Genomic DNA, 16,779 nt, shown 5'->3' with positions numbered 1-16,779 from the left:
CTAAAGGGTTTGGTAAACATGTAGCCAACTAGGAAATGAGAAAGGCGGATTTTTTTATGGAGTTTTATAGCACTTGGGTCTATCGTTATATCTTTAATGCTGAATGGGCGATTTGGACATTCGTTGTCATCATTATGATATTAAATCTTCTTGCCCCCATCTTTATCTGGATGATCATGAACGGAACTCCGATAACCAAATTAATAAAGAAAAGAATGAAGAATAAGGAAAAAGGAACCAGTTCAAAGAGCACTTAATTTCTCCCAAACTGAAACTAAACCCTAGTCTTGTTCGTCTTTTTATATGACAACGACGCTATGAATGATTAATATATTTTCTACATATATTGAATGAGGAATTTTTGTTTGATAGGATAAAATTGTAAATAGAACAGGGAATTAGGTGCAGAAGAATGGAAGTTGTTAAAAAACCATCAGAAAAGTTTGATTGGACCTTAAGTCTTATTTTGTTTTTATTGTTTCTAGTAAGCTGCTTATCTATCTATAGTGCTCAAACAACAGGACAGTACAATGAGAACTATTTTATAAGGCAAATCTTTTGGTATGTGGTAGGAATTATCATTGTTGCAGTCGTTATGTTTTTTGATAGCGATCAATATAAAAAGCTTTCCTGGTATCTATACGGGTTCGGCATATTCCTGCTTTTTGCTCTTATTATCGCACCTGAAAGCATTGCACCCGAAAGAAATGGAGCACATAGCTGGTTTCAAATTCCGGGTTTTGGTACGATACAGCCTTCGGAATTTATGAAAGCCTTTCTCATACTTTCCCTTAGTAAGGTCATAACCTCTCATCATGAAAAATACATAAAGAAAACCTTTAAAACGGACGTTTGGCTTTTCACTAAAATGAGCTTATCTACAGCTCTTCCATTAGCATTAATCATGAAGCAACCTGATTTAGGAACAAGCCTTGTTATTGTAGCAATCTTTACAGGCCTTATTTTCGTATCAGGAATTACATGGAAGATTATTCTGGCCATTTATGGACTTGGCTCACTACTTGGAGCAACCATTATATACTACGTTGTTTGGGCTCCAGAAGTACTAGTAAAATACCTAAACGTTCAAACATACCAGTTTAATAGAATCTACTCCTGGATTGACCCCGACAACCACCAAGCAGGAGCAGGATATCATCTTTATAATTCCTTAAGGGCTATCGGTTCCGGGCTATTAACTGGTAAGGGTTTTGGGGAAAGACAGGTTTACATACCCGAAAGTCATACCGATTTTATTTTTAGTGTAATTGGTGAAGAATATGGATTTGTAGGAGCAAGCATCGTTATTGGTCTTTTCTTTATACTAATCTACCATTTAACAAAAACTGCCTTAGATGCAAATGATCCCTTTAACACCTATATTTGTGCAGGAGTCATTTCAATGATTACCTTCCACGTGTTTCAAAATGTTGGAATGACCATTCAAGTTCTCCCCATTACGGGAATCCCCCTCCCTTTCGTCAGTTATGGAGGAAGCTCTCTCATGGGGAATATGTTTGCGATGGGGTTAATTTTCAGTATTCATTACCATAAAAAAACCTATATGTTTGGGTCGGAAGGAAAGCAATGATCATAAATCCTGACACTAAAACCCGTTCTTTTAATGGAACGGGTTTTCGGGCAATTTTCTATTATTTTGTCGAAAACATTTTCTTTAAAACGAACGTTTCTGGTAGTATAATAGGATGGATAGCAATTACAACTGAAGAATAGTATCAATCGATGTCTTTTTGTTCTTTTTTAAGAACTAATTATTACATAAATGAAAAGGAGTATATAATATGACTAAAAAAATGTATACGAGTCCGAAGGTAATTAGTCATCAAGCGATTAAATTTGAGACTTTAATAAGCGGCCCCACCGATGAACCAGAACCAACAGATCCAGGTGAATCTAACTATCCAATAATTGATATTAAACCTGGTAGTGATCCAAGCAGCTATGGGGCAAATTCAAACGGAAAAATTCCAGTAGCAGTATTTGGTTCAGCAAACTTTGATGTCTCAAAAATTGATAATAGTACTGTTCGGTTTGGAGATACATCAACCGATGGAGCAGCACCTTCTCATTTTGGTGAATTAAAGGATATTAATGGGGACGGATATGCTGATAGAGTCTATCACTTTCCATTCCAACAAACTAACTTAGATCCTGAAGATAAAATTGGTTATCTCAGTGGAAAAATTAGTGGAGAGAATTTTGTAAGTTCAAGTGACGTTAATATTGTTGGTGGCAGTGATACAAATGGTAATGGCAATGAAAATGACAACAATGATAATAGCGATCGAAACGGCGATGTTGATGACAACGGCAATGGCAATGGCAATGACAATGGCAACGGCAATGGCAACGGCAATGGCAACGGCAATGGCAACGGCAATGGCAAAGGCAACGGCAATGGCAACGGCAACGGCAATGGCAACGGCAACGGCAACGGTAGAAACGGAAATTAAAAAACTATGTTATTTGGGATTATAAGGGCTAATAAAGTCCCTTATAATCCAACTACATGGTGAAGATCAAACACTCTTAATAAAAATTGAAAGACTCTGTATAACCTTCTTTTTATTACCTTCAGAAAATTCCCCTCAATAGCCCCTCTCCATTTAACCATTAAAACTTTTCCTACCTTACTGGTATTTATTAAAGGAAAACTAACGGAGGATCTTAAGTGAAAGAATTCATGTATTATTTTAAACAATTGTATCAATACACCGGAAACATTATGTATATCAATTTCCTTGGAATGGTAGTAGTGAGTTTTCTTGATGGAGTAGCTATTCTATTATTGATTCCGATCCTAAGCATAAGTGGAATTATTAACTCAGCTAATGAGGCTTCTTGGATGTGGATGTTTTCAGATTTGTTGAAGGATCTTCCTACTGGGATTGGTTTACCTTTTATACTAGGATTTTACGTTATATTGGTATTTGGACAAAACCTCATACAGAGAAACCTATCCATTCGTGACATTAAGATTCATCAGGGCTTTATCAATCACCTGAAAGAAGAAATCTATCAGAGTTTATTACATGTTAAGTGGGAATTTATTATAAGGACGAGAAAATCCAATTTAATAAATTCTTTAACAAAAGATATCAATCGAGTTAGTACTGGAATTAAAATGTTTATGCAGTTTATTACAAACTTTATATTTACATTGATTCAAATTGGAATTGCTTTTTGGCTCTCTCCTCAAATAGCGAGCCTTGTTCTAGTTTGTGGGTTAGGTCTTGCATTTTTTTCATGGAAATTTGTCCGTCAAGCAAAAAATCTCGGGAAAGAATCAACTGATATTTCAAGAGCCTATCTAGCAGGTATAACTGATCATCTAAATGGTTTAAAAGACATTAAAACGAACCGACTTGAAAAATCGCGGATGACGTGGTTACAATCGCTAAATATAAAAATGCTTGATGAACAAGTGAGATTTGTTGAGTTACAGACTAGCTCTCAGTTGTCTTACAAAACCGCTTTCGCATTAATTCTTTCTTGTTTTATCTTTTTTTCTGCTAATTTGTTCTATACTCAACCAGAGAAATTATTAATTGTCATTATTATCTTTTCTAGATTATGGCCCCGTTTTGTTACCATACAGTCAAATTTACAGCAATTAGCATTAACAATTCCAGCATTTAAAGTGTTATTATCTTTACAAAATGAAACAAAACAATTGATTGAAGTATCAGATGATAATGAAGAGATCCTGTATATGAATAGAATGATTGAATGTAAAAACGTATGCTTTAAATACAATGGAGACAATACGTCCTATGCACTTCAAAATATCAATCTACAAATTCCAGCAAATCATATGACCGCCATTGTCGGACAATCAGGGGCTGGTAAAAGCACTTTAGTTGATATATTAATGGGATTACAGCGTCCGGAAACTGGTGAATTATTAATAGACGGGGTTTCTTTAACAGATGATACAGTGCTCGCTTTAAGAAAAACCATTAGCTTTGTTCCACAGGACCCCTTCCTTTTTAACGCAAGTATTAGACAAAACCTTCTATTAATGAATCCAACGGCACCTGAGGAACATTTGTGGGCAGCACTAGAATTTGCCGCTGCAGCAGATTTTGTAAAAGAACTTCCAAATGGCTTAGATACCCCCCTCGGTGATAGAGGAATAAGATTGTCGGGTGGAGAAAGACAACGTATTGTATTAGCCAGAGCTATATTACGAAATCCTTCTATACTAATTCTTGATGAAGCAACTAGCTCCTTGGATACTGAAAATGAATCAAAAATACAAATGGCATTGGAACGACTGAAAGGAAAAATGACCATCATTGTCATTGCCCATCGCCTGTCTACTATCCACAATGCTGATCAAGTAATCGTATTAGATAAAGGGAGAATTGTACAAAAAGGAGAATATATACAGTTAGCAAACGATAAGAAAGGGATGTTTCGTAGTTTCTTAAATAAACAGTTAGAGGCTAATTAACTATTAAATGAAGGTATAGAAAGGTCGATTGATCTCTCTATACTTTTTTTATTTTAGATGATTATTTAACCTTTATTTAAAATTATTATAATTTAATATTGATTATAATATTATATATGTTATAATTTATTTATAAGATAACTGAGGAGGAATTTTATTATGGAATTACAAGCTCAATTAAATCAACAAATCGCAAACTGGAATGTTTTATACACGAAGCTTCACCGTTTCCATTGGTACGTAAAAGGTCCTTTATTCTTTACCCTACATGCCAAGTTTGAGGAATTATATAATGAATCAGGTTTAGTAGTTGATCAATTGGCAGAACGATTATTAGCCATCGGTGGACAACCAGTAGCTACTATGAAGGAATATTTAGAAACAGCTACTCTAATTGAAACGAATAATGAAACAAAAGCTAGTGAAATGGTTTCTGCTCTTGTTGCAGACTACAAACAAATTAAGGATGAACTCTCTTCATTAGCTAATCTAGCTGAAGAAAACCATGACATCATTACTAACGATATGGCAACAGGACTTATTGAGTCACTTGATACACATATTTGGATGTTGACTGCTTACTTAGGAGAATAATATTAATAGAAGAGAAAGTCAGTGACAAATGTCGCTGACTTTCTTTTTTAACAAAAACCTCATTCGAATAAAGTTATATTAATATATCATTTATATTGTAAGCGTTTCCAAAATAATAATTGTGTTTTTTTCATTCTCACTAATAATCCTTGTAATTACGGTCATTTTTTATCGTTTTAAAGATAAAATCATTGTTCATACTTTGTTCAATATTTCACAAACTATTATTGTTTTTGTATGTTATATTTAATTCAAGAAAAACATTAGGGGTGATAAACATGATGGTATGCGAATGGAAGAACTTTTCTACAGACACTGAGACTTACACACTAGAAGTTTTTGAGGAAGTTATCGGAGATGAATTCGAGTCAATGATGTTTAATGAAAATGAAAGCCTTCCTGCATTCATTTGGACAGTTAACTACGTCGTCATCGTAAAGAGCTGTTCTAAATATATTTCAGATATATCTTTCGAGAAGATCCCTAGAAATCCAGTTTGCGCGTAACGTCCATTTAGGCGTTTACCTATACATCTTGCCCTACATCAAGTTAAATTTTTTTACTACCAAATGTGAAATGTTTCACAAACTAAATTGTTTAAACGGAGGTCTTTAACATGGCAGTTGAAGAAAAAGTGCTAACTGAAAATCAAGAAGTAGCAAAAATGATTGATGAGTTAGTTGCAAAAGGTCAAAAAGCGTTGAAGGAATTCCAAGGTTTCACACAAGAAATGATTGATAGCATTGTAAAGGAAATGGCTCTTGCTGGACTTGACCAACATATGCCTTTAGCAAAACTAGCGGTAGAAGAAACAGGCCGCGGAGTTTTTGAAGATAAAATGATTAAAAATATTTTTGCAACTGAATATGTTTACAACAATATTAAAAATAACAAAACAGTTGGAATTATCGATGACAACCAATATGAAGGTGTTTATACAATCGCTGATCCAGTTGGCGTGGTTGCTGGGGTAACACCTGTAACAAATCCAACATCAACTACAATGTTCAAATCATTAATTGCTATCAAAACAAGAAACCCAATCATCTTTGCTTTCCATCCATCTGCACAAAAATGTAGCAGTGAAGCCGCACGTGTCGTACGCGATGCAGCGATTAAAGCTGGTGCTCCTGAAAACTGTATTCAGTGGGTTGAAAAGCCATCTGTAGCAGCTACTCAAGCATTGATGAAGCACCCTGGAATTTCACTTATTTTAGCAACGGGTGGACCTGGAATGGTTAAATCAGCTTATAGCTCTGGTAAGCCTGCTCTAGGTGTTGGTGCCGGTAACGTTCCTTGCTATATTGAAAAATCTGCAAAGATCAAGCGTGCTGTAAATGACTTAATCCTATCTAAGACTTTTGACAACGGTATGATATGCGCTTCTGAACAAGCGGTTATTATTGATAAAGAAATCTACAATGAAGTGAAGAAAGAACTAATTTCTAATAAGTGCTACTTCCTAAACGATGCAGAAAAGAAAAAGGTTGAGGCATTGGTTATTAATGAAAATACATGTGCAGTTAACCCAACGATCGTAGGGATGCCTGCTGCTAAAATTGCACAGCTTGCTGGAGTAGAAGTGCCTGAAGATACAAAGATTCTTATTGCTGAACTTAAGACAGTTGGACCTGAATCTCCACTTTCTCGTGAAAAACTAAGCCCAGTTCTTGCTTGCTTCAAGGTGAACAGCTTGGAAGAAGGTTTAACACGCGCTGAAGAAATGCTTGAATTCGGTGGACTTGGTCACTCAGCTGTTCTTCACTCAACAAATGAAGAAGTAATGAAGGAATTTGGACTTCGTATGAAGGCTGGTCGTATCATCGTTAATGCTCCTTCTTCACAAGGCGCAATTGGCGACATCTATAACGCATTTATGCCATCATTAACACTTGGTTGCGGTACATTCGGTGGAAACTCTGTATCTCAAAACGTAGGAGCGATCCATCTTGTAAATATTAAAAAGTTAGCGAAGAGGAATAATAATATGCAATGGTTTAAGGTTCCACCTAAAATCTATTTCGAGAAAAATTCTACTCAGTACCTAGCTAAAATGCCAAATGTTTCAAGAGCATTTATCGTTACTGACCCTGGAATGGTAAAACTAGGATATGTTGACATCGTGACTCGTTACCTTCGTCAACGTCCAAATCTAGTTCATGTTGAAGTATTTTCAGCCGTTGAGCCAGATCCATCTATCGACACAGTTATGGCTGGTGCAGAAGCTATGGCAGCATTCCAACCAGATGTAATTATTGCACTTGGTGGTGGTTCTGCAATGGATGCTGCAAAAGGTATGTGGTTATTCTACGAACACCCAGATGCAGACTTCTTTGGATTAAAACAAAAATTCTTAGATATTCGTAAGCGTGTTGTTAAGTATCCTAAGTTAGGTGAAAAAACTCAGTTTGTTGCGATTCCAACAACTTCTGGAACTGGTTCTGAGGTAACATCTTTCTCTGTTATCACAGACAAGGTAAACAACATTAAGTATCCATTAGCAGATTATGAGTTAACTCCAGATGTAGCGATCATCGATCCACAATTTGTTATGACGGTTCCTAAGGTCATTACCGCTGATACTGGTATGGACGTATTAACTCACGCGTTCGAAGCTTATGTATCTATTATGGCTAACGACTATACAGATGGATTAGCAATGAAAGCTATTCAACTGGTATTCGAATACCTGCCAAGAGCTTTCCGCGATGGCAGTGACGCAGTAGCACGTGAAAAAATGCATAATGCATCAACGATTGCGGGTATGGCATTTGCTAACGCATTCCTTGGAATCAACCACAGCTTGGCACATAAACTTGGTGCAGAATTCCACATTGCTCACGGACGTTCTAACACCATCTTAATGCCACATGTTATTCGTTATAATGCAACCAAACCAACAAAGTTTGCTGCATTCCCTAAATACGAGAACTTTATTGCAGACCAGCGTTATGCTGAAATTGCAAGAACATTAGGTCTCCCTGCTCGTACAACGGAAGAAGGTGTTGAAAGCTTAATCCAAGCCGTTATCAAGCTGGCTAAAGAGCTAGAAATTCCTATGAGTATTGAAGCTAACGGAGTAACAAAAGAAGCATTTGAAGCAAAAGTTGATTACCTTGCTGAGCGTGCCTTTGAAGATCAGTGTACAACGGCTAACCCTAAATTACCGCTAGTAACTGAATTAGCAGACATTTATCGCGAAGCATTCAAAGGAGTATAACGGTTACACACAAAAGTGTTTTCCATTAGAGACTCCCCCATCTCCCATTATCAATAGCGACCCATCCCTTGCCCCGGGGATGGGTTATTTTTCTTTTTATATAGAAAAAGAGAGAACCTAATCGGTCCCCTCTTTTTTGGCTAGCAACGCTAACCACTATTCCTTTTTCCTCATATCATCAAACAATTCCTTACCAGCGATGAGCCTTTGCATTCTTAGCCAGAATAATTTCTGCCTGCGACTTTCTAGTCTCTCCATTTACTTGAGAACTACTAGCATGCTTTCGTCTCGTCCACGTGTGACAAAAAAGTTGAGAATGTTGATCCAAATGATCTCTAAAACTCATCTCTAATCACCTCATTGGTCAGGATACGTGCTGATATTCGGAGGAATATCTTTAATAGCTTGTCACTTTTATCTAATAATTATGATAGCTGATTTTGGAATTGCTTATATTCCTCCACAACCGTCTGGATAATGGAATGATTTGGGTCTAAATTTGTTAACCTCGTTAATACTGCAACAACTCCATCGTTCTTCAAACTCTTTTGAAGCTCAAGTGCTTCTTGATCATCATTTGATGTAAATAATAACGCAGCAGCAATGACTTTACATAGATTAACTGGTGCTTCCTGAAACTCGTTGAAATATTCTATTGCTGGAGCAAATAATCGGTCGTGAATGCCTAGCTTTCGGAGAGGAGATCTTCCCACTCTTTTTACATCATCAATAATATATTCATTTTTGAAACGGCCAATAATTTTCTGAATATATGCTTGATGCTGTTCATTGGAAAATCCATACTTTTTAACAAGTACTCTTCCTGACTCTTGCAATGCTCCTGAAACAATCTGATTAACTTGTTCATTTTGTATCGCTTCTGCTATCGGATGAAACCCGTATACGGAACCCACATAAGCAATGGCTGCGTGTCCTGTATTAACTGTAAACAACTTTCTCTCGATAAATGGGGCCAAATCATCCACCAGTGTTGCTCCCTTAATAGATGGCTTCTCTCCTACCCAAGCCGTTTGCTCAATGACCCATTCGAAGAACGGCTCAACTTTCACCAAGAGCTTGTCGTCATTTGATTGGTTCGGAACAATTCGGTCCACCGCAGAGTTGGGAAACCCGTATAGGGAATCAAAGCTATTTCTTTCTTCCTCCGTCAAATGTTCGTATACCTTCTCTTTGAGAAATGCACTCCCTCCAATCATATTTTCACACGCGATAATATTTAACGGTTTAGTTGAAATAGCAGCTCTTTTTTTCAATCCTTTAGCAATCATCGGTGCAATAATAGCTAAAATATTCGGACCCACTGCAGTGGTAATAAGATCTGCCTGAACAATTGCCTCTTCAACTAACTCACCATTTATGACACTGTTAATCGCAGATATGTTTGTCACCGTTGTCTCTGTTTGTTCCTTATTTGCTAATTCCACTTTGTACTCTTTACGCTCATTAAGTAAGTCAACGATTTCTGCATTCACATCGGCAAAGCACACCTCATAGCCTGACTGTTGTAACAACAAACCTATAAAACCACGACCAATATTCCCCGCACCAAAATGTAGAGCAAACATATTAGTTCACCTCAGCAAATAAACTTAAAATTTCTTCTTCTGTTTTAGCCTGAACGAGTTTTTCGATATTTTCTTCCTCCGAACAAACGATGGCGATGTTTGATAAAATATCTAGGTGTTCGTTATTCTTCCCAGCAATACCAATGAGAACCTTTACTATATTCCCTCCTCCAAAATCAACTCCCTCCGGAGCTTGAATGATGGAGATACCTGAATGCTTAACTAAATCCTTTGCGTCTTCTGTACCGTGAGGGATGGCAACAAAATTCCCCATATAGGTGGAAGTTAACTCTTCTCTAGCTAGCATTTTCTCGATATATGACGCTGTAACATACCCTTTATCAACAAGAATTTGTCCCGTCTTTCTTATCGCTTCCTCCTTTGTTGATAATGCTACATTTAATTGGATATTTTCAGCTGTTAAAATTTGTACTGTCATATTGTCCACTCCTTAATGAATATTTTTCGCTTCAAAAATGTCTCTTATCTCGTTACATAGAAAATCAAAAAGGGCATCCTTTTCTCCATTCTCATACAAATGTATCGATTCATCATTTCGAATAATCGAAGCACTGATTTGACTTAATATCTCAAGTGCCTCTTCGGTTGATTCTTGTGGTGAAAGCATCAGGAGAATTCGTTTATTTGAGATCTCTGATCCATCCATTGCACTCACATTTACGGGTTTTTCTAGTTCATACATAGTGAAAGAGGGTTTCGTCACCTCAGTGCTTCTCGTATGGTAAAGCGACAGAGTGGTTTCAGGTATTCCAAGCCCGCCTAATGCTTCTCTTTCGACTATGTGTTTAACTACTTTTACAGCATCGTTAATGATCCCTTGCTCTTGTAGTGTTTCACATGCGGCCAATAAGGCTGATTCAATCGAACAATCTCCTCCCAGTTTTTGAATAAAATAACCAGAGAGAATGTCAATGGCTGCTGATGTAAAACGATGGTTCCGTTGAATTCTGCTAAAAAAATCTTTTTCCGCTTCATTTTTTATGCTTAAGTTTATATCCTTTTTCGGCTGATCAGGCTGGTCGACTCGAACCGACTGTTTTATTCTTTCAATCTCAGCCTGAGAAAGGATAGGGCTTACAAGAACATACGGCCCTTGATCATCCTTTAAAGGGACGGTCGAAATAATGATCGAATATTCCTCAGGATTGATCTGTTCAAAATCAAATAGAGAAACATTTTTTGTTTTTAACCATGGCAGTTCTTTTTGAATTTTTGTTGCAAGAATCTTTGATGTTCCTATTCCACTCGAACATACGACTAGACCCTTCACTTCCTTATTTTCTTCTCCCTTTAGCATGGCAGAAGCAAAATGCATAACAAGAAAGCCAATCTCCTCTTTCGGAACAAAGAAGTCTGGAAAAACAATTTCAACGCCATCTTGAATAATGCCAAATAATTCTTGATAATCCTCCATAATCCGCTTAAGCAAAGGATTACTAATCTTCATATGTTGCTTCATTCGATAGATGGCAGGACGCAAATGAGCTATTAAACCTTGATAAAGATCAATATTATTTTCAAAATGATACCCCATCCTCTTCCCTACATACTGGATGAGTTTTTGTGCGGTATATCCGACTTGAACAGCCGTTTCTTCAAAAATATCTCCATGTTCATTCCTCAGCTTTGCTCCTAAAAGATGCATCGTAATATAACTTGCTTCGCCTTGAGAAACAGAAATCTGAAAGGCCGTTTCTAATCCTGATACAATTTTCTCCGCAATCTTATACTCTTTTGTTGTCAAAAGCTGATCAGGGAATCTATCATCTAACACGATCTCCACACCTTGTTGGATCCTTTCCGTAGCTAGAGCTAGATGGACAACCAAACCGATATAAGCACTATCAGCAATTGGGTAAGGCAGTTCCTTTTTTACATCATCAATGATACTTTCAATGATAATAAGCTTCTTTTTATCAACCAAACCAAGTAAACGATCGGTTGCTGTGTCCATATCCATAGCCGATCTTTTTTGAATATTCTCCCGGATAAAAGAAATAAATTCAAACTCATCCAGGTGGTCTAAAATCAGACTGCTCATGACTTTTCTCTTAGCTGTTTCCAATCCAAATAACTCTACTCCATATCCTCTTTTGCGGATAAGAGATAAACCGAATGGTTCAATTTTTTCTTCAATTTTGTTTAGATCATTGCTTACTGTTGCAATCGTGACATTTAGGTCATTTGCTAAAACAACCAATTTGACCGGTTCTAAGCTCTCCAGTAGGCTTGAGAGAATAATCGTTTGTCGTTCATCAGGGGTGTACTCCGTATGAGAAGCACTAAAGAGAAATAATTTGAGCTTCTCTTTGTTTTCACTACTTCCTTTGACGAGAATCCCTACCCCAGATTGCTTTGAAAGGGACAAATCGTAGGACTTTAGTATTTCCTCTACCCCTTTTAAGTCACGGTGTACCGTCCTAGAACTCACATTAAGTATTTTGGCAATACTACTCACGGTCGTTTCCTCTTCACTAAGAAGTATCACCTCGAGAATTTTCCTTTCCCTCGCTGTAATATACAAGACCATCAACTCCTAAAGAGTCCAACTTACTGACAAGATTAAAATAAAAATATTTACATATTTAATGATACTCCTGCAAATAACGGTAAACAACCGATTATAAATACACATTCGTCATAGTATTTGTTGACAAAATTAAATAAATGCACAAAAAAAGGGCTAGAATTACTCTAGACCCCGCTTCATTTTAGAATAAAAAAGCAAAAATAATAACCAGTATAACTAATCCAATGGGCACTCCCACATTAGCCCATTCCTTACTTGTGATCCCCAGTTTATTGGCAGCTATGATATTAGGAATATTCCCTGGAATTAACATCCCTCCACTAATCAGTAAACCTAATAGAACCGCTATTACCTTTTGATCTCCCATCTGAGGACTCATTTCAGCCGCTGCGAGGGTAGCATTGTCTAAAACAGCAGAAACCGTATTAATCCAGTACAGCAATGGTGTGTTTAGGTGAATGATATAGAGATCAATTACGGGTTTAAACCCAGATCCTAGTAAGGTTAAGCCCATCACAAACAAGTAAATTTTAATTCCTCTATACAAAATCTCTTCATACGTTTCATTGCTAATATGTGCCTCTCTAAATTGGTGTTCATGCTTTGGCTTTTTGACTAGTATCGCCGCCACTATACCCAATAAAGTAATTAAAGGAATAATGATGGGTCCTAATAAATTGATCAGATAGAAGAAATCCTCCCCTAATTTGTTGATGGCTATAGTAGCAACAGGTTCGCCTACAGGGGTTAAACTTGCACCTAACCCAATACTAAAACAGGAAAGGACTACATAACGGACGGTTGATTTTGTATCTAACCTCATAGACGTAACGATCGCTACTAAGAGAAGAGAAGCGATAATTGCTGTTATTATACTTGATACTAAGCCTAAGGTTATTACTGTTAAAGCTACACACCATTTAAAGGATAATGCACGTAACAACCGATTGATACATCTGTCTATACCGCGGTGAAACCACTTTAAAAGCAAGGATGCAAGGATTACAGCAATGGTAATTCCAATCGGATCACTCGCAGCTTTTAAGAATAACTCTCTGCTCCAACTTCCACTAGAGATCGCCGTAATCATACCCATGATAAAAATAAATAATTCAATATTGTTCTCTACAATCTTTACTTTTAAGGGTAGAAGTAATACGAACAAAAAGACAATTAGTAACCAAAAAACCATTGTTCCACTTCATCTCCAATAGCATATTTCCTTTTATCAGGAGTTATATATATATGCTCTATCTGGGACAAACTTGCCATTTCGTTCAAACTAATAACACCCCTAAATCGTAGACTGATTTAGGGGTGTTCATTTTCGTTCATTATTTTAAGTTATTTACAATTTCATCATATTTAGGGCTATTTAAGAAGTTTTCTACAGACACATGATGGGCATTTGGAAGCTTAGCTTTCGCACGGTCCGTTAAATCTTTATGGGTTACAACGATGTCAGCATCTGCCGGAAGATTATTGATAGATGTATTTGCTACCTCTACCCCTTCTACTTCTGCCTTTTTTACTTTGTTTCGTAAAATCGAAGCTCCCATTGCACTAGAACCCATTCCAGCATCACAAGCAAAGATAATTTTATTTACCTTTTTATAGTCCACTTTGCTTTCTAATGCTTCTGCCACTGAACTCTTCTTGCCTTTCATTTCTTGCATTTTTTCTGTAGCTGCTTCTAAATCTTCTTCTTCATTGTTTTTGCTAACTTTAAGAATAAATGATGCTACTGCGAATGATACAGCTGCTGCAACAAGTACTCCTAACAGTACTCCTAAGTGACCACCTTTTGGTGTCATTGCCATTAAAGCAAAGATACTTCCTGGTGATGGAGGGGCTACAAGACCTGCGTTAAAAATGGATAATGTGAAAACTCCACTCACGCCCCCTGCTATTGCAGCAAGAATTAACATAGGCTTCATTAAAATGTATGGGAAGTAAATCTCATGAATTCCCCCTAGGAAGTGTATAATCACTGCACCTGGAGCTGTTCTTTTGGCTGAACCTTTCCCGAATAACATAATGGCTAAAAGAATACCCAGTCCAGGTCCAGGGTTTGATTCTAACAGGAACATAATCGATTTTCCAGCGTCTGCTGCTTGCTCTACACCAAGTGGGCTTAAAATCCCGTGATTGATTGCATTGTTTAAGAATAATATTTTAGCAGGTTCAATTAGAATATTTGCTAATGGAAGAAGCCCTGCATCAACGATAGCCTCTACTCCTGACGCTAACACTTTGTTTAAACCTTCTACCACTGGTCCGATTACTTTAAATGCGATTAAAGTTAACGCTCCACCTAAAATACCCGCTGTAAAGTTGTTTACCAACATTTCAAAACCTTGTCTGATCTTTGGAACAATCACGTCATCCAGCTTTTTGATTAGATAACCTCCAAGTGGCCCCATAATCATGGCACCTAGGAACATCGGAATCTCTGCTCCAACGATCACACCCATTGTTGCTGTGGCACCCACTACTCCTCCACGAGTATCATAGACGATCTTACCGCCCGTGTAACCGATTAATAATGGAAGAAGATACGTAATCATCGGTCCAACTAACTTGGCAAAATCCTCATTTGGGTACCAACCTGTTGGAATAAATAAAGCTGTAATAATCCCCCATGCGATAAATGCACCAATATTCGGCATAATCATGCCACTTAAATGACTACCAAAGCGTTGGATTTTTACACGCACATCCGACTTTTGCGCTACTTGATTAGACATATAGTATAATTCCCCTTTCAGAAATATCGTTCTTTTGTCCTTGTTTCTAATTTTATGATAAAGCGTTTTCAATACCTATTCAATTCAAACTAAAATGCATTTTGTCATGAATCATGTTGTCATAATTGAATTGTCAATATTGCTTGTTTTTCTATAAAAAACAATCATGATCTTTCGCTCTTAACCCAGGAATGAAAATTGGTTCCCCACTCCATAATGTAGATACCACAAACAGTGAGTATATGACGTGGCTCTTATTGGTGGTCTTACCCTGTACAAAAAACTGTTGGAATGAATTTGGTGCACAACCCATTGTTAGCTCTCTCCTATGAGAGATGACTACGAACAGAAAAATGCTTAATTTCAAATTCATTCCACTGTTTGTGGAATATAATTCTGGAAGGTTGAACAAATGGAAACATTGTACAAACGGTGTGCTGGCTTGGATGTTCACTCAGAGACTATTGTAGCCTGTGTCCTAATGGGTGAATCAGAGGCAGACCTGGTAAAAGAAACTGAAACATTTCCTACTATGACTAAAGACTTGTTTCGGCTTCTAAAGTGGTTAGAAGAAAAACAGGTAACTCATATTGCGATGGAAAGCACTGGCGTTTACTGGAAACCTGTTTATAACATCTTAGAAGATTTTTTTGATATTACCTTGGCAAACGCACAAAGAATCAAAAACGTTCCCGGTAGAAAGACAGATGTGTCAGATGCAGAATGGATTGCCAAATTATTAAGACATGGATTAATAGAGAAGAGCTTTGTTCCTCCAGAGGACATAAGAAATCTAAGGGATCTAACTCGTCTCCGCAAGAAATGGATTGGTCATATGACATCTGAAAAGAATCGAATCCAAAAGGTACTTGAGACTTCAAATATCAAATTAAGTACAGTAATTTCAGATGTATTTGGAGTTTCCGGCAGGAAACTTTTAGAACAACTAATGTCTAATGGTTACTTAGATCAAAAAGACGTTGAACAAAGAATTCATGGTCGAATGGCTCATAAAAAACAGTCAATTACGGACTCCTTGTTTGGTACGATAAATGACCACCAATTATTTCTTATCAAACAATCTTGGATGCACATTGTCTATCTAGAAGAGTTAATATCAGATATTGAAAAAAGGATAGATGAAATCTTAAAAGACTACAAAGAAGAAGTGGATATCATTGTCACGATGACAGGTATTAAAAAAGATACAGCAGCTACAATAATTGCAGAAATCGGAGTAAATATGGAACAATTTCCTACTTCCAAACATATTGCTTCCTGGGCAGGACTATCACCAGGAAATCATGAAAGTGCAGGGAAAAGAAAAAGCACACGGACGGTGAAAGGAAACCCTCATATTAAGTCAGCACTTTGCGAAGCTGCGTGGGCAGCATCACGAAGTAAAAACACCAGGTTATCCGCTAAATATTGGTCACTAGCTGCAAGAAGAGGAAAGAAAAAAGCACTCGTTGCCATTGGACATCGAATGCTTACAATCATCTATCACATGCTAAAGAACAAAGAACCCTACCATGAGTCAACATAAATTAGCAGTATAGACAAAAGTTAAAAAAGATATTCGAGATACCATAAATTTAGGTACC

14 protein-coding genes are annotated in these 16,779 nt (G+C 37.0%); 8 read left to right on the top strand and 6 right to left on the bottom strand.

Translation table 11 applies throughout. The annotated features are described in order from the left end of the window. The first annotated feature begins 56 nt into the window (after positions 1-56). From MKX65_RS01175 to adhE, 7 genes are all read left to right on the top strand, one after another. Positions 57-257: a hypothetical protein gene (locus tag MKX65_RS01175; RefSeq protein WP_340901833.1), complete on the top strand. Its 201-nt coding sequence runs from the start codon at positions 57-59 to the stop codon at positions 255-257. Positions 258-412: 155 nt separating this feature from the next. Next, positions 413-1,591 (top strand): rod shape-determining protein RodA, encoded by a 1,179-nt coding sequence (gene rodA, locus MKX65_RS01170; RefSeq protein ID WP_340901832.1) that lies wholly within the window; start codon positions 413-415, stop codon positions 1,589-1,591. Between the two features lie 211 nt (positions 1,592-1,802). Then, positions 1,803-2,474, top strand: a complete 672-nt coding sequence (locus MKX65_RS01165; protein WP_340901831.1) for a hypothetical protein — start codon at positions 1,803-1,805, stop codon at positions 2,472-2,474. A 218-nt stretch (positions 2,475-2,692) separates the two neighbouring features. Continuing rightward, a complete protein-coding gene (locus MKX65_RS01160) occupies positions 2,693-4,477 on the top strand; it encodes an ABC transporter ATP-binding protein (RefSeq protein WP_340901830.1) in 1,785 nt (594 codons plus the stop codon). A 159-nt stretch (positions 4,478-4,636) separates the two neighbouring features. Further along, positions 4,637-5,071 (top strand): Dps family protein, encoded by a 435-nt coding sequence (locus MKX65_RS01155; protein ID WP_160549026.1) that lies wholly within the window; start codon positions 4,637-4,639, stop codon positions 5,069-5,071. Between the two features lie 278 nt (positions 5,072-5,349). Then, positions 5,350-5,577 carry a hypothetical protein gene (locus MKX65_RS01150; RefSeq protein ID WP_160549025.1) on the top strand — a complete coding sequence of 76 codons (228 nt, stop codon included), beginning with the start codon at positions 5,350-5,352 and terminating at the stop codon, positions 5,575-5,577. Positions 5,578-5,687: 110 nt separating this feature from the next. Continuing rightward, complete coding sequence (adhE, locus tag MKX65_RS01145; RefSeq protein ID WP_160549024.1) at positions 5,688-8,291, top strand: bifunctional acetaldehyde-CoA/alcohol dehydrogenase; 2,604 nt, start codon at positions 5,688-5,690, stop codon at positions 8,289-8,291. Positions 8,292-8,481: 190 nt separating this feature from the next. Here adhE and MKX65_RS01140 read toward each other — a convergent pair whose 3' ends face one another. The 6 genes from MKX65_RS01140 to MKX65_RS01115 form a co-directional block, all read right to left on the bottom strand. Beyond that, positions 8,482-8,637, bottom strand: coding sequence for a YpzG family protein (locus MKX65_RS01140; RefSeq protein ID WP_119706330.1), 156 nt, complete (start codon positions 8,635-8,637; stop codon positions 8,482-8,484). A gap of 79 nt (positions 8,638-8,716) precedes the next feature. Continuing rightward, positions 8,717-9,877 carry a mannitol-1-phosphate 5-dehydrogenase gene (locus MKX65_RS01135; RefSeq protein ID WP_160549023.1) on the bottom strand — a complete coding sequence of 387 codons (1,161 nt, stop codon included), beginning with the start codon at positions 9,875-9,877 and terminating at the stop codon, positions 8,717-8,719. A gap of 1 nt (position 9,878) precedes the next feature. After that, positions 9,879-10,316: a PTS sugar transporter subunit IIA gene (locus tag MKX65_RS01130; RefSeq protein WP_160549022.1), complete on the bottom strand. Its 438-nt coding sequence runs from the start codon at positions 10,314-10,316 to the stop codon at positions 9,879-9,881. A gap of 12 nt (positions 10,317-10,328) precedes the next feature. Then, a complete protein-coding gene (locus MKX65_RS01125; protein ID WP_160549021.1) occupies positions 10,329-12,422 on the bottom strand; it encodes a PRD domain-containing protein in 2,094 nt (697 codons plus the stop codon). A 187-nt stretch (positions 12,423-12,609) separates the two neighbouring features. Next, entirely contained in the window at positions 12,610-13,620 is a 1,011-nt protein-coding gene (locus MKX65_RS01120; protein WP_160549020.1) for a DUF1646 family protein, read from the bottom strand. A gap of 142 nt (positions 13,621-13,762) precedes the next feature. Further along, positions 13,763-15,175, bottom strand: coding sequence for a PTS mannitol transporter subunit IICBA (locus MKX65_RS01115; RefSeq protein ID WP_160549019.1), 1,413 nt, complete (start codon positions 15,173-15,175; stop codon positions 13,763-13,765). Positions 15,176-15,587: 412 nt separating this feature from the next. On the opposite strand from MKX65_RS01115, the gene MKX65_RS01110 reads away from it, so the two are divergent. After that, positions 15,588-16,721 (top strand): IS110 family transposase, encoded by a 1,134-nt coding sequence (locus MKX65_RS01110; RefSeq protein ID WP_160549954.1) that lies wholly within the window; start codon positions 15,588-15,590, stop codon positions 16,719-16,721. Positions 16,722-16,779 lie beyond the last annotated feature (58 nt).

This window comes from Robertmurraya sp. FSL R5-0851 (assembly GCF_038002965.1).
Lineage (GTDB): Bacteria > Bacillota > Bacilli > Bacillales > Cytobacillaceae > Robertmurraya_A > Robertmurraya_A beringensis.
This window is presented reverse-complemented; position numbering and strand designations above follow the sequence as displayed.